Source organism: Mesorhizobium kowhaii (genome assembly GCF_003253745.1).
GTDB classification, from domain to species: Bacteria; Pseudomonadota; Alphaproteobacteria; order Rhizobiales; family Rhizobiaceae; genus Mesorhizobium; species Mesorhizobium kowhaii.
The window spans coordinates 133438-153752 of sequence record NZ_MZXV01000027.1 but is presented as its reverse complement, the minus strand read 5'-3'; the positions used below and the strand labels follow the sequence as shown (position 1 = coordinate 153752).

Below are 20315 nucleotides of genomic sequence, written 5' to 3'. Positions count from 1 at the left end.
GGAGCATCTTCTCAGTCGGAAAGTTCTCTTGCCACCCGAGCAATGTCATGTCTGGAGACGCTGAAACACTCCCGATTTCGTTCTACGATGTGATGATCGCCGAGGCTTCCGTTGTCAGCCGTCGCCGAGAACTGATCGCCGCCAGACGTGCGGCGGACAAAAAGGGCGGGAAGAGACCGCCGAATGCGCCGTCCGTGGCGGCGAGCCGTGCGGCCCGGGTCCATGTGGTGACATCGGGGACGGCGGATGAGCGCGGTGACCCTTATCCCAGAATCGAGGCGGAGCGCGACCTGACAGGCCTTGCGTGTTCAGGCGGAGGCGTTCGTTCGGCGGCATTTTGCATGGGCGTTCTGCAGGCGCTGGAGTCCATCACCGAAGAGGACCAGCCGAAGGTGTTCGACAATGTCGATTACCTATCGACGGTTTCCGGAGGCGGCTACATCGGCACGTCGCTGGTCGCCGGGCTGATGCAGACGGATGGTGTTTTTCCGTTCACAAGCACACTCGGCGGTCCGGAGTCCCTCGAGACCCAGCACATTCGGCATTATTCCAACTATCTGGCGCCAAATGGATTTATCGACGTCATTGTCGGCCTCGTGGTGCTGCTGCGTGGACTGCTGGTCAACGCGATGATTTTCCTTGCGGCTCTTGTGACGCTTGCCTGGCTGACCATCCTGATCAACCCGACGGAAGCGTCACTGCGGCTGCCCATCTTCGAAAAATTGACCAGGAATTCGCAAAGCGTCTTCTTTTGGTCGATCGTTCTGGTGACTGCATTTGGCCTTATCCAGATTGGCTATTCGATATTTGCTTTTTTGCCTTCGAAGCGGCCCGATCGCATGACCACGCTTGTAGAGCGAGAAACGACCAGCCGGGTTTTTGCATTTGTCTTTATCGTGTGCCTGCTGATCGCCTTCTTCGAGTTTCAGGCTTACGTTCTCGCCGGCCTCTTCGACGCGGCGAATCCACCAAAGGATTGCAAAGCGATCAACTGGGTCGGGTGCGCCTTGATCCATATGCCGAACTCACTGAGCGGGCTCTGGAGTGTCCTTGTCGGCATGTCGGCCGGGCTTGCCGCCTTTGGCAACAAGCTTATCGCCGTTGTGGTTGCCTCGAAGGGCGACAATTCGTGGACCGGAATCGCTAGACATCTGGCTTCCAAGGTCCTGTTGTACTGCCTGTCTGTGGTGGTGCCGATATTCCTGTGGGTGGTTTATCTAAGCCTGTCCTATGCGGGAATTAGCGGTGGCGACGCGGCAGCTGTCACCGGAAATGCACGCGAGAACTATGCGATCGTGGCCGGCCTGCTCATTGTTTTCTCATTGCTGGTTACGCCAAACGCGAATTCGCTCCACGGCTACTACCGGGACCGTCTGAGCAGGGCATTCCTTTGGCGGCTGGACAAGCTGAGAGACGGCGCCAAGAGCGAACTTGTTGAAAAAAAGCGCGTGCTCGCTCCCTTGAAGCGATGGCTCAAAGACCGGAAAGCGCGAAAACGGGAGACCGATGTCGATCAGTTCAAATTGACGTCGCTGAAGCCCGGCTCACCAGGAAACTGGGCTGATTCCATTTGGTTCTCGCCGTATCTGATCATAAACACCACGGTCAATCTGGAGGGCTCGCCCTATCTCGGCAGGCGCGGTCGCAGTGCCGATGCCTTCTTTCTCAGCCCACTCTATACCGGCAGCCAGGCAACGGGCTACGTCGCGACGGATTCAGTTGAGCAGGCCGACCGCAATCTCAATATTGGCACGGCAATGGCTATCTCGGGAGCGGCGGCATCCGCAAATATGGGGGCGAACACCATCCGCGCCCTGACTTTCAGCTTAGCTGCGCTGAACGTACGCCTGGGGTACTGGCTTCCAAACCCGCGGTTCGTCGGTGACCGGTCGGGCCTGCGGAGATGGCTGGCCCATGTCGCGCCCTGGTACTTTGCCAAGGAAGCGTTGGGCAAAGTCGATGAACTGACAAGCAATGTTTACCTGACGGATGGAGGCCATTTCGACAATCTGGGCCTTTATGAGCTGCTAAAAAGGCGCTGTAAGGTTATCGTCGTGGCCGACGCCGAGGCCGACCCGACGCTCGATTTCAACTCGCTCATTCGGGTCGAGCGCTATGCACGAATTGATCTCGGCATTCTGATAGATCTGCCTTGGGCCGAGCTTCGACGCTCGAATGCGCAGGCAACCGAGGAGAAGCTGAACGACAGCCCTACCGATGAGGAGCCGTTCCATGGCCCCCACGTCGCGATCGGTAGAATTGACTATGGAGAAGACGAGCACGGCGTGCTGATCTACATCAAGTCATGCATGAGCGGTGACGAAAGCGACATGATACGCGACTATCGTCGGCGTTACCCGCAATTCCCCCATCAAACGACCTTGGATCAGTTCTTCAATGAAGAGCAATTCGAGGTCTATCGGGCGCTCGGCTTCCACGCGACGCGCAATTTCTTCATCGGCAAAGATCGTTTTGCCGGCTTAAAGAGCTGCCCGATGCAGGATTGGCCAAGCATCGTGCGAAGGGCGCTGGCGCAGCTCAACGTGCCGCAAGACGCCGTGGAGAAAATTGTGCAACGCCAGCAGGATACGATGATTTAGGCGATGTGCTGCTGGCGGCTCACAGCTGACCAGTCGGGTGAATTCCGGACTGCCGCCGATCGGCATTTCAATGTCTTCATAGCGATTTCAACATCTGCGATCCTGGATCAGCTTCGTTCCCTCACATCGCAAGCCACATCTGGCGGCCGCAGGCCACCGTCGAAGCGGATCGGCTGACTGCAGGGGCTGCAGCCCTCCACGTCTCCTTTTTCGACACGACACGTCTTCCGGCAGGCGCCTTAAAAGTATGCAAATTTGGACATTAGTCTTGACAGAAATACAGATGTTCAATACCGGTCAAGCAATCAAAGAGCCTGCACTACGGAGGAATGAGCGGTATGGCTTCCAATGTTTCGCTGACGGGGCTTGCCCGCGATCTCGAGGAACGCGCCAGGTCGGGCAAGCCCATCCGCATCGGCCTGATCGGCTCCGGCGAGATGGGCACCGACATCGTCACCCGCGTCGCCCATATGTCCGGCATCGAGATCGGCGCGATCTCCGAACTGAACCTGCCCGCCGCCAGCAGAGCGGTGGATATCGCCTTCCAGGAAACCGGCCACGCGCGCGAAGTGTCGAACGCTTCGGCGATGACGGCTGCAATGGAGGCCGGTAAGGTGGCGGTCACCAATGACGCCAACCTGATCATCAACAATGATCTCATCGATGTCGTCATCGACGCGACCGGCGTCCCAGCCGTCGGCGCCGAGATCGGCCTGCGCGCCATGGAGCATGGCAAGCATCTGGTGATGATGAATGTCGAGGCCGACGTCACCATCGGCGCCTATCTGAAGAGCGAGGCCGACCGGCTCGGCGTCACCTATTCGCTGGGTGCCGGCGACGAGCCGTCCTCCTGCATGGAGCTGATCGAATTCGTCTCGGCGATGGGTCACCCGATCGTCGCCGCCGGCAAGGGCAAGAACAATCCGCTCAACATCGACGCCACGCCCCCCGACTATGAGGAAGAAGCCAAGCGCCGGCACATGAATGTGCGCATGCTGGTCGAATTCGTCGACGGCTCCAAGACCATGGTCGAGATGGCGGCGATCGCCAACGCCACCGGGCTGGTTCCCGACAAGCCCGGCATGCACGGGCCGGCGGCGACGCTTGGCGAACTGTCCAAGGTTCTGGTGCCGCAAAAGGACGGCGGCGTGCTGTCGAAGGTCGGCGTGGTCGACTACTCGATTGGCAAGGGTGTCGCGCCCGGCGTCTTCGTCGTCGCCGACATGTCGCATCCGCGCATCTCGGAGCGCATGGAAGATCTGAAGATGGGCAAGGGCCCGTACTTCACCTTCCACCGCCCCTATCATTTGACCTCGCTCGAAGTGCCGCTGACCTGCGCGCGCGTCGTGCTCTACGGCAAGGCCGACATGGTGCCGCTGGCCAAGCCGACCGCCGAAGTCTGCGCGGTGGCCAAGAAGGACATGAAGCCGGGCGAGAAGCTCGATGCGATCGGCGAATATTGCTACCGCGCCTGGATCATGACGTCGCCGGAAGCGCGTGCCGCCAAGGCCATTCCCTGCGGCCTGCTGCAGGGCGGCTCGGTGACCCAGCCGATCAAGAAGGGCGAGCTCATCACCTATGCGAATGCCGCTCCCGTGCCGGGCTCCAAGATCGCCGAACTGCGCGCCCGCCAGGACAAGCTCGTCTACGGGTCCGTGGGAGCCTGATCATGGCCGGAGCCAGCAAAGCCGTCAACGACAGTCGCGCCAACCTGCCCTTCGTCTACCGCCAGTACAACGCCGAGCAGCTCAGAAATGTGCTCTACAAGATGTACCTCATCCGGCGCTTCGAGGAGGGTGCGGAGGAGTGCTACACGCGCGGCCTGATCCACGGCACCATGCACCTGTCGATCGGCCAGGAAGCCAGCGCCATGGGTATCTGCATGCCGCTTTCCGAGGATGACCAGATCACTTCGACGCATCGCGGCCACGGCCACTGCATCGCCAAGGGCGCCGAGGTCAAGCGCATGTTCGCCGAGTTCTTCGGCAAGACCACCGGCTACTGCAAGGGCCGGGGCGGCTCGATGCACATTGCCGATGTCGGCAAGGGCAATCTCGGCGCCAATGGCATCGTCGGCGGTGGCATTCCGATCGCCGTCGGGGCGGCACTGTCCTCCAAGATGATGAAGACCGGCAAGGTCGTGGTCTCCTTCTTCGGCGATGGCGCCAACAATGAAGGCGCCTTCCATGAAGCGCTGAACATGGCCGCGATCTGGAAGCTGCCGGTGATCTTCGTCTGCGAGAACAACGGCTACGGCATGTCGACATCGACGGCGCGTTCGACCGCCGTCAAGAACATCGCCGAGCGCGCCGCCGCCTATTCGATGCCGGGCGTCATCGTCAACGGCAACATTTTTTCGGAGGTCGCCGAGGCGTCCAACAAGGCTGTCGAGCGTGCACGCGCGGGCGAGGGACCGACGCTGATCGAATCCAAGACCTATCGCCATCGCGGCCATTCCAAGAGCGATCGCAACCGCTATCGCAGCAAGGAGGAGATCGAGGACTGGATGTCGAACCGCGACCCGATCACCCTGTTCGAAAGCGAGCTGCGCGAATTCGGCTTCATCGACGACAAGGGCATCGAGGCCATTCGCGGCGCAGTGGCGCAGGAAATCGCCGACGGCATCGAGTTCGCCAAGGCGAGCCCGTCTCCGGATGTCCGTGACACCGGCGATTATGTCTACACGGAGCAGGCGTGATGGACGCGATGGTGCGTGAACTGAGCTACGCCCAGGCGATCCAGGAAGCCATGGCGATTGCCATGGACATGGACGAACGCGTCTTCCTGATGGGCGAGGATATCGGCGTCTATGGCGGCGCCTTTCAGGTCACCGGCGATCTGGTCGATCGCTTCGGCACCGAGCGGGTGATCGACACGCCGATCTCGGAACTGGGCGGCGCGGGCGTGGCGGTCGGCGCCGCTCTCACCGGCATGCGGCCGATCTTCGAGTTCCAGTTCTCCGATTTCGCCACGCTGGCCATGGAGCAGATCGTCAACCAGGCGGCCAAGATGCGCTTCATGCTGGGCGGCGAGGTTTCGGTCCCGGTGGTGATGCGCTTTCCCGCTGGTTCCGGCACTGGTGCCGCCGCCCAGCACAGCCAGAGCCTCGAGGCCTGGCTCGGCCATGTGCCGGGCCTCAAGGTCATCCAGCCGGCGACGCCATACGATGCCAAGGGCATGCTGCTGGCGGCGGTCGCCGATCCCGATCCGGTGATGATCTTCGAACACAAGCTGCTCTACAAGATGAAGGGCCCGGTGCCCGAGGGCTTTTACACGGTGCCGATCGGCAAGGCCGATGTCCGCCGCGAGGGCCGCGACCTGACCGTCGTCGCCACCTCGATCATGGTGCACAAGGCGCTTGACGCTGCGGCCGCCCTGGAAGCCGAAGGCATCGACATCGAAGTCGTCGATCTCCGGACCATCCGGCCGATGGACAAGCAGACCGTCATCGACAGCGTCAAGAAGACGTCGCGGCTGATGTGCGTCTACGAAGCGGTCAAGACGCTGGGCATCGGTGCCGAGGTCAGCGCCATGATCGCCGAGAGCGAGGCGTTCGATTATCTCGACGCGCCGATCGTGCGGCTGGGCGGCGCCGAGACGCCAATCCCCTACAATCCGGAGCTGGAAAAGGCTGTTGTGCCGCAGGTTCCCGACATCATCGCGGCCGCGCGTGACCTCGTGAGAGGGGTTCGCTGACCAATGCCGACCGAAGTCATTCTTCCCAAGGTCGACATGGACATGGCGACCGGACAGATCTCGCGCTGGTTCGCCGAGGAAGGCGCCAGGGTCAACAAGGGCGATGTGCTGTTCGAGATCGAGACCGACAAGGCGGCAATGGAGATCGACGCGCCGGCCAGCGGCGTGCTGCGCGATGTCACCGGCAAAGAGGGGATCGACATTGCGGTTGGTGCCGCGGTTGCCTGGATCTACGCCGACGGCGAAGCCTATGGGGATAAGGTGGACAGGGCTCCAATCTCCCCACCCATGGGGGAGATGTCGACGAAGTCGACAGAGGGGGGCGCTGTCCCGCCGACGTCTCATTCTGTCGCGCCCCCCTCTGCCCTGCCGGGCATCTCCCCCACAAGAGGGGAGATCGGCCAATCGCCGTCGGTCGCGCGCGCAACACCACTCGCTCGCCGTCTCGCCAAGGAAGCCGGCGTCGATGTGTCTGCCGTGACCGGAACTGGCCCGCACGGCCGGGTGGTGAAGGCCGACGTCGACGCGGCGATTGCCGGTGGCGGCGCCAAGCCTGCAGCCAAGGCAGCCCCCACTGGGGCTCCGGCTGCTGCTCCTGCCGCGCCGGTGAAGGCGATGTCGGACGAGCAGGTGCTGAAACTGTTCGAGCAAGGCTCCTATGAACTCGTCCCGCACGACAACATGCGCAAGACCATCGCGCGCCGCCTGGTCGAGGCCAAGACCACCATCCCGCATTTCTACCTGACGCTCGACTGCGAACTCGATGCGCTGCTGGCATTGCGCACGCAGATCAATGCCGCGGCGCCGATGAAGAAGACCGACAAGGGTGATGCACCCGCCTACAAACTGTCGGTCAACGACCTGGTGATCAAGGCAATGGCCATGGCGCTGAAGGCGGTGCCGGATGCCAATGCGTCATGGACCGAAAGCGCCATGGTCAAGCACAAGCATGCCGATGTCGGCGTTGCGGTGTCGATCCCGGGCGGCCTGATCACGCCGATCATCCGCAAGGCGGACGAAAAGACGCTGTCCACCATCTCCAACGAGATGAAGGACCTGACCAGCCGGGCGCGCAGCCGCAAGCTGAAGCCGGAAGAGTATCAGGGCGGCACCACGGCGGTGTCCAACCTCGGCATGTTCGGCATCAAGGACTTTGCCGCCGTCATCAACCCACCGCATGCGACGATCCTCGCGGTTGGCGCCGGCGAGGAGCGGGCGGTGGTCAAGAACGGCGAGATCAGAATAGCCACCGTGATGTCGGTGACGCTGTCGACCGACCATCGCGCCGTCGACGGAGCGCTGGGTGCCGAATTGCTGGTCGCCTTCAAACGGCTGATCGAGAACCCGATGGGCATGCTGGTCTAGGGCCGGTCGAAGCGCCGAAGCCTTCGGGTCCCCGAAGGGTCGCAGCCAGCCCAAGGGTGGCTATAGGCTCGTGGAACACTGGTTCCGCGGGCCCGTATCGTTGTGCTGCGAGAGCATTTCGCGCGAAGCTGCCGCCTGATCGGGCCGGGCATGCGCGCTGTCATCCACCAGTCATATGCGCCGTGCAGGGAGGGAGACGGGAACCGGCCAGGACGCCGGACCGCTCATGCACAGACAAGACAGGAGGTCTCATGAAGACGCTATTCATCAAGCTGCTGGCCAGCCAGCTTGCGCTCGCCGCAACTTTGTTTGCCGGCGTCGCCGGTGCTGAAACACTGACGCTCTACACATCCCAGCCGGAGGCCGATGCGGCCAAGACTGTGGATGCCTTCAAGAAAGCGCAGCCCGGTATCGACGTGACCATCTATCGCTCGGGAACGAGCGACATCCTGACCAAGATGGCAGCCGAATTCGCCGCCGGCAGCCCGCAACCCGACGTGCTTCTGATCGCCGACGCGGTCAGCATGGAGCTGTTGAAGAAGGACGGCCGGCTGCTGCCTTATCCCGAGGCGAAGCTCGATGGCATCGAGGCGGATGCTTATGACGCCGACAAGACCTATTTCGGCAGCAAGCTGATCACCACCGGCATTGTCTACAACACCGCAGCGACTGAGAAGCCCGCGCATTGGGCCGATCTCGCCAAGCCGGCCTATGCCGATGGCCTGGTCATGCCGAGCCCGCTCTATTCGGGTGCGGCCGCCTATCTGCTCTCCGGCTTCGTCGGCGACACCAATTATGGCTGAGACTTCTTCCAGAAGCTGAAGACCAACAACACCGTCAGCGTGCGCGGCAACGGCGCCGTGCTGAAGTCGGTGGCGAGCGGCGAGAAGCCCTATGGCATCCTGGTCGACTTCATGGCGATGAACGCCAAGAAGAAGGGCTCGCCGGTCGAATTCGTGTTCCCGTCCGAGGGCGTGCCGGCGGTGACCGAACCGGTGGCGATCATGAAGACCTCCAAGAATGTTGACGGCGCCAGGAAGTTCGTCGACTTTATTCTTTCGGATGAAGGCCAGAAGCTGGCGCTGTCCATGGGCTATCTGCCGGCACGCGCCTCGGTCGGCCGCCCCGAATGGATGCCGGAAGGCGTCAAGATCAAGGTGATGCCGTTCGACACCAAGGCGATCGTCGCCACGACCGACGCCGACAAGGCGAAGTTCTCGGAACTGTTCGGCGGCTGAGCCCGACAATCGCGGCGGGGTGCCGTCTCGACGGCATCCCGGTCCGCTGATCGATCTCAGGAAACGCAATTATGTCAACACGGATCAGGGAAAGTCTGGGCCAGGAAATGGTCCTGACTGCGGCGGTGGCCGTCGTCATCGTCCTGCTTTCCTTGCTGCCGATGCTGCGCCTCATCAAGGAGATCGTGGCCCCCGGCGGCACTTTCTCCGGCATGGCGATAGAGGCCGGGTTGAGAAGCCCTGCGACCTGGATCGCGACCTGGCACACACTGGTCGTCGGCGTTGGCGGCACCTTGCTTGCGGTGCTGTCGGGAACGCTGGTGGCTGTCCTCGTCACGCTGACCGACATACGCGGCCGCAGCGCCCTGGTGCTTTGCTACGTCATGCCGCTGATGATCGCGCCGCAGGTGACTGCGCTCGCCTGGCTGCAATTGTTCGGCCCGGCAAGCCCGTTCCTCAAGCTAATCGGCGCAGCACCGCCGCTCGGCACCAAAAATCCGCTCTATTCCACCTCAGGCATCATCCTGCTGCTCGGCGTGCAGTACGGCCCGCTGGTCTTCCTGCTGGTACGCGCCGGCCTGCGCAAGTTGCCGCGCGAGCTGGTCGAGGCGGCGCGGGCCGGCGGCGCCGGCTGGTTCACCGTGCTGGTCACCATCGTGCTACCTTTGATGACGCCGTCGATCATGGCGGCCGCGGCACTCGCCTTCGTGTCCTGCGTCGGCAATTTCGGCATTCCCGCCTTTCTCGGCATTCCCGCCAATTATCTCGTGCTGCCGACGCTGATCTATCAGCGGCTGGCCGGCGGCGGTCCGGCGGTGCTTGGCGAAGCCGCATTCCTGTCGGTGCTGATCGGGGTCATCGCCATGGCTGGTATTCTCGCCCAGGAGGTCATGAGCCGCCGCCGCGACTATCGCATCAGCTCGACCTCGCTGCCGGCCGAGCCCTACGAGCTCGGCCGCTGGCGGCCCGCCGTTCAGGCCGGCATGTGGCTGCTCATCGTGGTGGTGCTGTTGCTGCCGTTGTTCGGACTGGTGCTGGCATCGCTGGTGCCGGGCTACGGCATTGCCCTTACCGCCAAGACGGCAACGCTCGACAATTACCGCTTCGTGCTGTTCGAGCATGACGCGGCCAGCCGCGCCTTCTTCAACAGCTTCTGGCTGTCGATCGCGGCCGCCTTCTTCGCTGTCCTAGTTGCCGTGCCGATCGGCTACCTCATTGCCTGGGGCAAGCAGCGTTGGGTGCGGCTGCTCAACCTGTCGGTCGAACTGCCCTACGCCTTGCCCGGCGTGGTGCTGGCGATCGCCTCGCTGCTCCTGTTCCTGCGGCCGATTCCGCTGACCGGCATCCAGCTCTACAACACGGTCTGGATCATTCTCTATGCCTACCTCGCTCGTTTCCTGGTGCTGGCGCTGCGGCCGACCATCAGCGGCTATCACCAGATCGACCGGGCGCTGGAGGAAGCGGCGCAGGTGGCGGGCGCCGGGCTGTTCATGCGCATGCGCACGATCATCTTTCCGCTCGTGGCACCGGCGGCAATCGCCGGCGGCCTGCTGATCTTCATGACGGCACTCAGCGAGCTCACCGTTTCGGCGCTGCTGTGGTCGTCAGGGTCGGAAACGATCGGCGTTGTGATGTTCTCCTTCGAGCAGGGCGGCGATTCCAACTACGCGGCGGCGATGTCCGTCATCACTGTGGCAGTCACCTTCGTGCTGATGCTGGTGACCAATATGCTTGCCGCTCACCTGCCCAGCGGAGTGCTGCCATGGCGCGATTGACCCTGGATCACGTGACCAAGAGTTTTGCCGACTTCGACGCGGTCAAGGATGTATCGATCGATGTCGGCGACGGTGAGTTCCTGGCGGTGCTCGGGCCCTCCGGCTGCGGCAAGACGACCTTGCTGCGGCTCGTCGCCGGGTTCGAGAAAGTCACCTCCGGCGAGATCCGCATCGGCAGCGAGGTCGTATCGGGCAAGGGCGGCAGCGTTGCGCCGGAAAAGCGGCGGGTCGGCATCGTCTTCCAGAACTACGCGCTGTGGCCACACATGACGGTCGCCGAGAACATCGGCTATTCGTTGAAGGTGGCGAAACTGGATAAGGCCGTCGCGCGCCAGAAGGTTGCCGACGCCCTCGCCTTGGTCAATCTGCAGGGGCTGGGTGACCGCAGGCCGGCCAATCTCTCAGGCGGCCAGCGTCAGCGAGTGGCCTTGGCGCGTTGCCTTGTCGCCGCGCCGTCGCTGGTGCTGTTCGACGAGCCGCTGGCCAATCTGGATGTGCATTTGAGGGCCTCGATGGAAGACGAGTTCGCCGCCTTTCACAAGCGCACGGGCACGACCATCGTCTACATCACCCATGATCAGGCCGAAGCGATGGCGCTGGCCGATCGGATCGCGGTGATGGATCACGGACGGCTGGCGCAGCTCGCGACGCCGCGCGAGCTCTATCATGAGCCGGCAAATGAGATGGTGGCATCCTTCATTTCGCAAGGGATTTTGCTGCCAGCCGATGTGCTGAGCGCAGAGGTGGCCGGCCACTGCAAGGTGCGGGTTCTCGGCACTGAGCTGTTGGTCCGCTGCCGGCCAGGCGAGCGGCCGCGCGCCGGCGCCAGGATTTGCTGCCGGTCAGCGGACCTTGACGTGTCGCCTGACGGCCCCGGCCTCGACGGCCTAGTCAAGCGGGTGATCTACCAGGGTGGTGCGGCGCGCATCGAGTTCACGTCTTCCGCTGGCCCCGATCTCACTTTGCATTTCGAGCAGCCCGATCCAGTCATGTTGGAGGTCGGGGCCCAGGCACGCCTGTGCATAAAGTCCGGCTGGCTTATCCCGGCGGCGGGAGTGGCATCGTGATGATGCCGGGACCTAGCCGGCGGCTTTGGCGAAAAAGGCCGCACCAGCCTCGGACTGGGTGGTGCGGCCCTGCGCGTGGTCATCCAAATCAGCATCCTGTCCAGCGGCTAAATTGCGCTAATCCAGTGCCTGTGCTTGAAGCCGCCGCTATTTCATTCCACATCGGTCAGGATGAAGGACGAGGCACGAGAACGGCGTCGGAATTTGCTGTGGGGCTTGCCCGCATCGCTGATCCTGCATGCGCTCATCGCCGCGCTCGTGGTCTACAACGTGCCGAGGCCTCCCCAACAACCGCAGCAGGAGCAAGCGGTAAATGTCGCGCTCGTGCCTCCGCCCGATCAACCGAAGCCTGCTCCTGCGCCGCCCCCAAAGGATCCCAAAGCCAAAAAGCCACCGGAACCGAAGGTTGAAAAACCGCCCGAGCAGAATGTCGAAAAGCCGCAACCACCGGAAAAACAGCCACGCAAGCCCTCGCCAATCGAGGTCCTGAAGCCTGTTTTTCAGTTCGGCGACAAGGATACAGGCCCCAGGAAATCCCTGGATGGGGCCAGCGCTCGAGACAACTCGCCGTCGCCAGCCAAGGATGACGATTCGAAGCCGCCTGTCGTGCCGAAGCCTGCAGAAAACCAACCTGCAGCGCCGGCAGATTCCGATCAGCCGCCAGCTTCAACCAAGGCCGCCGAGAAACCGGTAACCGCGACGAAGGACGCTGAGCCCGCTCAGGAGAAGCAGGCAACGTCAACCCAGGAACTGGACAAACAGCAGGCAGACAAACAAGAGGCAGGAGCGCGAGACGCCGAAAAGCAAACAGAAGCGGCACCAACGCCGTTGGCTGCCGGCGGCGGCGACGGTGAGATCGAGCTTCCCATGTCGGCCGAAACGCCGAAGCCCAAACCCGCAAATGCGCCGAAGCCTGGCCCTTCAAAGGTCTCGAAGTCCGGAAGCGAGAGCGCCAAGAGGCCAAGTTCCACGGCCGCCACCGCTGATGCATCGCGGGCTTATTCGGGCCTTCCGGGTGTTCGCAAGCTCAACTCGCAGAGCGCTACTGGCGATGCGTTGGCCACGACCTCGATGAGCGGCGTGTCTCGCGATCAGCGCGCTGGTAAACTTTGCGCCAGCGTGTTGCAACAGCAACTGCTGGACGCCTCTTATCTTCCCGTCTTGTTGCCATTTGTTCGGCTGAAGGCGGGTAACATCCTTGACGCCCCGGATGTCGCATTCCGCACAACGACAGGATGGTACCATCTGAGCTTCCGGTGCGAGGTCGACACCGATGCGACGAGGGTCTCGTCCTTCGCCTACCGTGTCGGGACTGTGATTTCGGCCGAAGAAGCGGCTCGCTTTGGACTTCGCTGATAAACTAGGCGGGGACACCGAGCCCGGACAGTTGCCGGCTCACGTCATGCCAGTCAGCGCAGACGAAATCGGCACCGGCCGCTGTCAGCCGCGCGCTGTGCTCCGCATAGGTATGGCCACCGCCGGTGTAGCCGATCGCCGTCATGCCGGCGGCAACCGCGCCCTGGATGCCGAAGGGTGAATCCTCGATGACGATGCAATCGGCGGGGTTGGCGTCCATCTTGTCGGCGGCGAACAGGAAGATGTCCGGAGCCGGCTTGCCGTTCTTGACCATCGAGGAGCTGTAGATCGCATCGCCGAAAAACCGCGCCAGTCCGGTGACGGCCAGGCTGTGGTTTATGCGCTCGACGGAGGATGACGAGGCCACGCAGCGGTCGCCCACGAGCGTCGCCAGAAATGCGGTGATCCCGAGGGTCGGCTTCAACTCCTGCGAAAACAGGACCTTGGTCTCGGCCCAGATGTCGCCGTCGGCCGTCGCCGGAAACTGGTGGCCGGTCAAATCTCTGATCTTGGCGATGATATCGGACTGCTTCATGCCGATGCACTGGGCGATGATGCCGGTGTTGACGCCAGGCATACCATGCTTGTCATAGACGCGTTCATAGGCGCGGGCGGCCAGAGGTTCGCTGTCGACAAGAACGCCGTCGCAATCGAAAATGATAAGCCTTGATCGCGCCACGCGCTTTTCTCCCAGTCGATTTCGCACATCGCTATCGGCAAAAAGTCAAATGTTCAAGTGCGTGCTTTGACAGCCGCATCGCCAGGGAGCGCGAAACCGGCGGACAATCAAAGCCGGCGGATAGCATCGCTGGCACGCGAGGATCCGAGCGCCCGTTGCATGGCTTGCCGGGACTGCGCGCGATCGGGCGTGATCCAGTTCGGCTCAGCGCCGAGGAAGCGGTCAAGGAAAGCCACTGCGTAGGCCGGCATCTCGGTCACGTTCTCGCGATAGGACCACCATGTGCGCAGGTCGTCGGCGCATTTGTCGATGCCTGGCGCGGTGCCGAATTCCTGCTCGTGGATCGCCGAGATCACCGAGACGCAGTAGTTGGTGTAGAGGAATCCTTCCGGCCAGAAGCGGATGATTTCCAGCGTGCCGGCATTCGAATCCGTCTCAATCAACTGGTTGAGGCCAGAGATTTCCCTTGCCGGCGCCTGCCTGATCAGTTCGCGCAAAACGAGGCCGGCGGCAAAGACGATGAAGTCGGCGCGGTCGACCGCGGCGAAGCCTTTCTGCGCCTCCATGATCTCGACCCAGTCGAGAAAGGCCCTGGTGAGCTTGGCTTCGTCGATTTCAAAGCGCACGCCGAACGTGTCCGAGACCACCTTGGCGCTGCCGCGGAAGGTGGCGCGGAACCAGCGCAACTGCCGCAACCGGTGGCGAAGGTCGGGCATCAGCGCCAGTTCGTCCCTGAAGGGCAGATCCATGTTTCTCGTTTCCTGTTCCCGGTCAGGCTAGCACAACGGCGCCGCCACCGAAATCGGTTGACGGCCTGTGGATGATCGTAGCCAAGGCCAATATCATACATATTGACATTCGCGGAAACAAATGTTCTCACTTTGCTGTTGTCACGCGTCGGTCCAAGGTGCGGTTCAACACAGGCTTCGGGAGGAGAACCGAATGGCGATTTGGCAGTGGGGGCTGCTTCTGCTGGTTATTGTGTGGGCGCTGCAGTCGCTCGGCGTCTGGCTGCAGATGCGGCACTATTCGGATGTCTTCAGGGGCGTCACCGACCAGTACAAGGATGGCTTCGTCGGAGCTGGCAATTTTCGCGGTCGATTGGCCAAGGGCACCATCGCGCTCGTCGTGGTGACGCCTGACCTGGTCGTGCGCCGCCTAATGGTGATGAGCGGCCGTTCCGTGTTCACCAAGTTCAAGAGACATGAAGAGTTCGAGGGTGTTCCCCTCGATCGACTCCGGTCCAACCCTGCAATCATGGGGGAGGGGGAACCCGGTGTGGCCGAGGCCGTGAAGCGGGCGATCGAACTGATCGACAAAACACGGTCGGAGCCGGGGAAGAAGCCGGGTCTGTCCGGTTTGAACATAGCAAGGGCCTAGAGGACGCCGCGCACCGACTGGGATCAACCGGCGGGCGGCATAAGGAGGAGAAATGTCTGTATTTTCGTTGTTGGCGCAGCATGCCGACATGGCCGTGCACAATCTGCATGTCGCAGGTGCCATGGTCTCGGATGCCGCATTGCATGGCAAGCTCGCCGTCGAGCATGCCTCCGACCATCTCGTTGTCCTCGCACAGGCGGACAGCGGACCGATCACCGTCGATCAGTTCAAGGAAAAGCTGAAGGAAGTCCAGCAGGAAGAGCAGCTCGGCTGGCTGACCGCCATCGGCAAATACTTCATCGGTATCTTCCAGAAGGGCGGCGAGGTGTTCGCCGGCTTCGTCACCGGCATCATTCCGACGCTGGTGGTGCTGATGACGGCCTTCTACGCCGTCACCGAACTGGTCGGCGAAGAGCGCGTGCATGGGCTGGCGCGCGGCGCTGGCAGGATCGCGCTGACCCGCTACACGCTGCTGCCGCTGCTGGCGGTGTTCTTCCTCACCAATCCGATGGCCTATACGTTCGGATCGTTCCTGGAAGAAAAGCACAAGCCCGCCTTCTATGACGCGGCCGTGTCCTATGTGCACCCGCCGCTCGGCCTGTTCCCGCACATCAATCCCGGCGAATATTTCGTCTGGGGCGGCATTCTCGTCGCGCTGCTGGAACTGGAAAAGAAGGGCGCCGTCGTCGCCGGTTATCACGTCAAGGTGGCGATCTGGTACGCCATCGTCGGTCTCGTCGTCATCCTGCTCAAGGGCATGCTGACCGAACGCATCACCGCCATCATGGCACGCCGCCAGGGCGTCGAGCTGTAAGGGCGGGGAGGGACATCATGGCCAAGACATACAAATCCGTACACATCTCCCGGGGCAAAACCGGTTGGGGCGGTCCGCTCGTGATCGAGCCGACCGAACAGCGCAGCAAGGTTGTTTCCGTCACCGGAGGTGGCATTCATCCGGTGGCACAGCTTATCGCCGATATGACCGGCGCCGAAGCCGTCGACGGCTTCAAGGCACCGCCGATCGAAAGCGAGATGGCGGTGGTCGTCGTCGATTGCGGTGGCACCGCGCGATGCGGCGTCTATCCGCGCAAGCGCATCCCGACCGTCAATCTGACGCCGGTCGGCCAGTCTGGGCCGCTTGCCCAGTTCATCACCGAGGACATCTACGTTTCGGGCGTGAAGCCGGCCAACATCACAATGGCGGATGGATCCGAAGCGGTCACCACTGCCGGGGGAGCAGCATCGATGAGCTCAAGCAATAACAACGCGGCTGCGGCGCCGCAGCCGCTGCCGAGCGAGGGCGGCGTGATCGGTCTGATCAGCTCGATCGGCCGCGTCATGGGCCGTGTCGTCGGCATCTTCTTCAATGCCGGCCGCCGCACGATCGATCAAGTCGTCCGCAACGTGCTGCCGTTCATGGCCTTCGTGACCATGCTCATCGGTCTGATCCTCTACACCGGCATCGGCGATGTGCTGGCGCAGCCGATGGGTCCGCTGGCCAACAACATCGTCGGCCTGCTGATCATCTCGGCAATCTGCGGCCTGCCGTTCCTGTCGCCCATCCTCGGGCCAGGCGCGGTCATCGCGCAGGTCATCGGCGTGGCCATCATCGGTCCGCAGATCGCCAACGGCACGATTTCGCCGGCGATGGCGCTGCCGGCGCTGTTTGCCTACAATACCCAGGTGGGCTGCGACTTCGTCCCTGTCGGCCTGGCGCTCGGCGAGGCCAAGCCGAAGACGATCGAGATAGGTGTTCCGGCGGTGCTCATCAGCCGCCAGATCATGGGCCCGGTCTCGGTGCTGATCGCCTGGATCGTCAGCCTGATCGTGTTCTAAGGAAAAAACGAAATGAGGTTCGCCATATGACGGTTCTGTTGAGAACACGGGTCACTGCCATCGGGCCCGAAGTGGCGGACCTTGCCGAAGGGGGCGTGGTCATCCTGTTTGCGGATGGCTCGCCGCCGGAGCTTGCCGAGGTTTCCGTGCTCCACAAGACGGAGCACGGACCAAGCGACGGCGCGCCTCAAAAGGGCGCGTCGATCACGCTAGGTCCGGTTGCCGCGACCATAACCGCGGTCGGTTCCAGCGCCTGGAGCAAGGTGCTCGAAATGGGCCATGTCGTGATCTCGTTCAACGGCGCCACCGAGGCCGAGAGACCGGGCGAGATCTGTGCATCGCAAGTCGATGCGCAAGCGCTCGTGGCTGCACTCAAGACCGGCGCGATCATCACCATCGCCGCCTGACAGCATTCGCGCCGCAGCCTAGGTTGGCGGTGGCGCCCAGGACCAGAGTATTGCCATGGAACGCTCGACCATCGTCAGAGTGCACGAAGGTTTGCACGCCCGTCCCGCGACGCGGTTCGTCAGGCTCGCCAAGGGCTTCGAATCCGACGTCGAACTGGTCAAGGACGGCAAGGCGGTCAGCGCCAAGAGCTCGGTCAAGCTGATGCTGCTGGCGGTCAAGGAAAACCAGGAAGTCACCGTGCGGGCGAACGGCGCCGACGCCATCGAGGCCATCGAGGCGCTGATCGGCTATCTCGAAAATCCCAAGGCCGGCCTTGACGACGAGGATTCGCAGCCGGCCGGCAATACGGGCCAGGAGGCCGCCGCCGCGCCGAACTCTGTGCCGGCGGTTTCGGGCGCAATCACCGGCTTGCGCGGCGTTGCCGCAAGCGAAGGTGTCGCCATCGGGCCGGCCTTCGCGCATTTCCCGCCTGATATCGCCGGACAAGGCCGCATGTTGCAGGCGCAGGAGATCGCCGGCGAGATCGACAGGTTCCACGCCGCCGTCAGCGCCGTCCAGGCGCGCATGGACCGGTCACTGGCGCAGGACACCCTGTCGGCAGGAGACCGCGGCATCATCGCCGCACTCAGGGACATCGCCGCCGACGACAGCCTGACCAGCGAGGCCGAGGGCCTGATCAGGGGCGGCAACGATGCGGTTTCAGCCGTCATCACCGCCGCCTCCACCATCGCCGCCGATTTCAGCGCGGTTGATGATCATTATCTCAACGCGCGGGCGGACGACGTCCACGCGGTCGGGCGGCAGATCTGTCTGGTGTTGCTCGGGCAGGACGACGTCAGCCTCGAAACCATCCCCGAAGGCGCTGTCCTCATCGCCGACGACATCGGCGCCTGGGACCTGGCGCGCGCGCCGCTGAAGCGCTTCGGCGGGGTGGTGTGCGGCCATGGCGGCGCCACCTCGCACATCGCCATCATCGCCCGCTCGCACGGCATTCCGGCGGTGCTCGGCCTCGGCGACCAGATCAATGCCTTGCGTACGGCGCGCGAAGTGGCACTCGACGGCAACAGCGGCCGTGTGATCATCGACCCCGATGCGGCGACCCGCGCCGAATTCGCCGGCCGCGTCGAGGCGGCGGCAAAGGAGCGCGCCGGGTTGACCGTCTTCAAGACGGTGACGCCGAAGCTCGCCAATGGCAAGGTGATCGAGGTCGCGGCCAATATCGGCTCGCTGGAGGAGATCGAGGCGGCGCAGGAGGCCGGTGCGATGGGCGTCGGCCTGTTCCGCACCGAGCTGCTGTTCATGCGCCATATGCACCTTCCCTCGGAAGACATGCAGGCGGAGACCTATGCGGCGCTGGCCAAGGCCTTTGCGCCGTACCCGGTCATCGTGCGCACGCTCGACATCGGCGGCGACAAGCCGATCGCCGGCATCGAATTTCCCGATGAGGAAAACCCCTTTCTCGGCTGGCGCGGCATCCGCATGTGCCTCGACCGGCCCGATATCTTCAAGCGCCAGCTCAGGGCGCTGCTGCGGGCGGCCGTACACGGCAACATCAAGGTGATGCTGCCGATGGTGGCCGACATCGGCGAGGTCAGGCGGACGCGCGTGCTGGTGGCGGAGTGCGCGGCCGAGCTGAAAGCCGACGGCGTGCCGCATGCGGCGTTCGATCTCGGCGTGATGATCGAGACCCCGGCCGCCGTGCTGATTGCCCCGGCGCTGGCCAAGGAAGTGGCTTTCTTCTCGATCGGCACCAATGACCTGACCCAGTACATCATGGCTGCCGACCGGCTCAACCCGACCGTGGCGAAGCTCAACGATGTCACCAACCCGGCCGTCATGTCGGCGATCGAAATGACGGCAAAAGCCGGCGTCGCCGCCGGCATCATGGTAGGCATGTGCGGTGAGGCGGCCGGCCGTCCCGATCTCATTGCAACGTTCGTCAAGATGGGGCTGACCGAGTTCAGCATGAGCCCTGCCTCGATCCAGCGTGCCAAGAAGACGATCATGGCCATGGCGGGAGAAGGTGCCGCCTAGCTGAGTTCTGAGTAGCTACGGCAAATGGGCAAGCAAGGTGGCGAAGACGGGTGTCAGTTCATCGATCGGGCTCGCCTTGGCGCAGGCCTGAACAATGCGATCATGACGGATATCGGCTGCCAGGATCGCGATCTCCAGCATATCCGGCTCCGGCAAACCATCCCTGCCGGCAGTCGCCAGGCCGCAGGCCAGAACGAGCGGCGCCAGGCAGTTGACGTCGAGCGCTCGGTCACCGATCGCCGGCGTTTCCGGCGCGGTTTCGGCAAAGTGGACGGGACGCTGGTTGAGACACTCGACCAGCAGCGCCGAACAGGTGGCCGCGATCGCCTCCAGTCCCGCGCCAGGCGCGACCAACGCGGCCAGCAGATCGCCATGCCGCTTGCGCATCGTGGCATGGACGGCGGCGAAATCGGCTTCATGGATGCGGGCATTGTCGATCTTCAGGCCGGCGAGCACCGCCTTGGTCAGATAATACATGTCGCGGCGGAACAGGCGCTCCGCGCTCAACTGGCGATCCTCGTTTCCGGCCGGGAAATAGGTGCCGAGGCCTTTTACGGTCGTGCCGTCCACCTTGATCGGGCGCTCATGCGGGACAAAGGATTCGGCGATCGACAGTGCTTCGTCGAAGGCACTTGCGGCATGGCTGAGCAGATCTTCGATGCCCTTGCCCGGAAACGGCGGCAGATGGCTGGTTGCTTCGCGCACGACACTGGCGTCGCCGCTGCCGTCATGGCGGCTCTGCCGGATGATGTCGCGGACTTCCCGCAACCGGTCTTTCAGATTGACGCGGACATCTTCGGAGATTTGTCGGAGCATTGCCAATCGCCTCGAAATTGCCGCGGATGGCCTCCAGCCGGGGCCAGCCGCCACCTCTACATTGT

16 protein-coding genes and 1 pseudogene are annotated in these 20315 nt (G+C 63.0%); 14 read left to right on the top strand and 3 right to left on the bottom strand.

Annotation, left to right across the window (positions count from 1 at the left end):
* Positions 1-47: 47 nt before the first annotated feature.
* From B5V02_RS11755 to B5V02_RS11715, 9 genes and pseudogenes are all read left to right on the top strand, one after another.
* Positions 48-2600: a patatin-like phospholipase family protein gene (locus B5V02_RS11755; RefSeq protein WP_111544362.1), complete on the top strand. Its 2553-nt coding sequence runs from the start codon at positions 48-50 to the stop codon at positions 2598-2600.
* A gap of 338 nt (positions 2601-2938) precedes the next feature.
* The gene (locus B5V02_RS11750) at positions 2939-4267 is read left to right on the top strand and encodes an NAD(P)H-dependent oxidoreductase (RefSeq protein WP_111544361.1); all 1329 of its coding nucleotides are present in this window, start codon (positions 2939-2941) and stop codon (positions 4265-4267) included.
* A gap of 2 nt (positions 4268-4269) precedes the next feature.
* Positions 4270-5298 carry a thiamine pyrophosphate-dependent dehydrogenase E1 component subunit alpha gene (locus tag B5V02_RS11745; protein ID WP_111544360.1) on the top strand — a complete coding sequence of 343 codons (1029 nt, stop codon included), beginning with the start codon at positions 4270-4272 and terminating at the stop codon, positions 5296-5298.
* Positions 5298-6296 carry an alpha-ketoacid dehydrogenase subunit beta gene (locus B5V02_RS11740; RefSeq protein ID WP_111544359.1) on the top strand — a complete coding sequence of 333 codons (999 nt, stop codon included), beginning with the start codon at positions 5298-5300 and terminating at the stop codon, positions 6294-6296. Before B5V02_RS11745 ends, B5V02_RS11740 begins: the two co-directional genes overlap by 1 nt.
* 3 nt (positions 6297-6299) lie before the next feature.
* Positions 6300-7661, top strand: a complete 1362-nt coding sequence (locus tag B5V02_RS11735) for a pyruvate dehydrogenase complex dihydrolipoamide acetyltransferase (protein ID WP_111544358.1) — start codon at positions 6300-6302, stop codon at positions 7659-7661.
* A 251-nt stretch (positions 7662-7912) separates the two neighbouring features.
* Positions 7913-8899: pseudogene (locus B5V02_RS11730) on the top strand (ABC transporter substrate-binding protein).
* A gap of 71 nt (positions 8900-8970) precedes the next feature.
* A complete protein-coding gene (locus B5V02_RS11725; protein ID WP_111544357.1) occupies positions 8971-10674 on the top strand; it encodes an ABC transporter permease in 1704 nt (567 codons plus the stop codon).
* Positions 10662-11741 (top strand): ABC transporter ATP-binding protein, encoded by a 1080-nt coding sequence (locus B5V02_RS11720; protein WP_111544356.1) that lies wholly within the window; start codon positions 10662-10664, stop codon positions 11739-11741. The genes B5V02_RS11725 and B5V02_RS11720 overlap by 13 nt, the downstream gene beginning before the upstream one ends.
* A gap of 171 nt (positions 11742-11912) precedes the next feature.
* Entirely contained in the window at positions 11913-13097 is a 1185-nt protein-coding gene (locus B5V02_RS11715; RefSeq protein WP_111544355.1) for a DUF930 domain-containing protein, read from the top strand.
* Positions 13098-13101: 4 nt separating this feature from the next.
* On the opposite strand, the gene B5V02_RS11710 is transcribed toward B5V02_RS11715, so the two are convergent.
* Positions 13102-13776, bottom strand: coding sequence for an HAD family hydrolase (locus B5V02_RS11710; protein WP_111544354.1), 675 nt, complete (start codon positions 13774-13776; stop codon positions 13102-13104).
* 107 nt (positions 13777-13883) lie between these two features.
* Positions 13884-14525: a hypothetical protein gene (locus tag B5V02_RS11705; RefSeq protein ID WP_111544353.1), complete on the bottom strand. Its 642-nt coding sequence runs from the start codon at positions 14523-14525 to the stop codon at positions 13884-13886.
* A gap of 193 nt (positions 14526-14718) precedes the next feature.
* On the opposite strand from B5V02_RS11705, the gene B5V02_RS11700 reads away from it, so the two are divergent.
* From B5V02_RS11700 to ptsP, 5 genes are read left to right on the top strand one after another with little or no spacing between them, the layout of a single operon-like run.
* Positions 14719-15156: a transcriptional regulator GutM gene (locus B5V02_RS11700; protein WP_111544531.1), complete on the top strand. Its 438-nt coding sequence runs from the start codon at positions 14719-14721 to the stop codon at positions 15154-15156.
* A 52-nt stretch (positions 15157-15208) separates the two neighbouring features.
* Positions 15209-15970 (top strand): PTS glucitol/sorbitol transporter subunit IIC, encoded by a 762-nt coding sequence (gene srlA, locus B5V02_RS11695; protein WP_013892733.1) that lies wholly within the window; start codon positions 15209-15211, stop codon positions 15968-15970.
* Positions 15971-15987: 17 nt separating this feature from the next.
* Positions 15988-16992 (top strand): PTS glucitol/sorbitol transporter subunit IIB, encoded by a 1005-nt coding sequence (gene srlE, locus B5V02_RS11690; protein WP_111544352.1) that lies wholly within the window; start codon positions 15988-15990, stop codon positions 16990-16992.
* A 26-nt stretch (positions 16993-17018) separates the two neighbouring features.
* Complete coding sequence (locus tag B5V02_RS11685) at positions 17019-17399, top strand: PTS glucitol/sorbitol transporter subunit IIA (RefSeq protein ID WP_111544351.1); 381 nt, start codon at positions 17019-17021, stop codon at positions 17397-17399.
* A gap of 55 nt (positions 17400-17454) precedes the next feature.
* A complete protein-coding gene (gene ptsP, locus B5V02_RS11680; protein ID WP_111544350.1) occupies positions 17455-19434 on the top strand; it encodes a phosphoenolpyruvate--protein phosphotransferase in 1980 nt (659 codons plus the stop codon).
* Between the two features lie 15 nt (positions 19435-19449).
* Here the strand turns inward: ptsP and B5V02_RS11675 are convergent, their stop codons facing one another.
* Positions 19450-20250, bottom strand: coding sequence for a hypothetical protein (locus tag B5V02_RS11675; protein WP_111544349.1), 801 nt, complete (start codon positions 20248-20250; stop codon positions 19450-19452).
* Between the last annotated feature and the right edge of the window lie 65 nt (positions 20251-20315).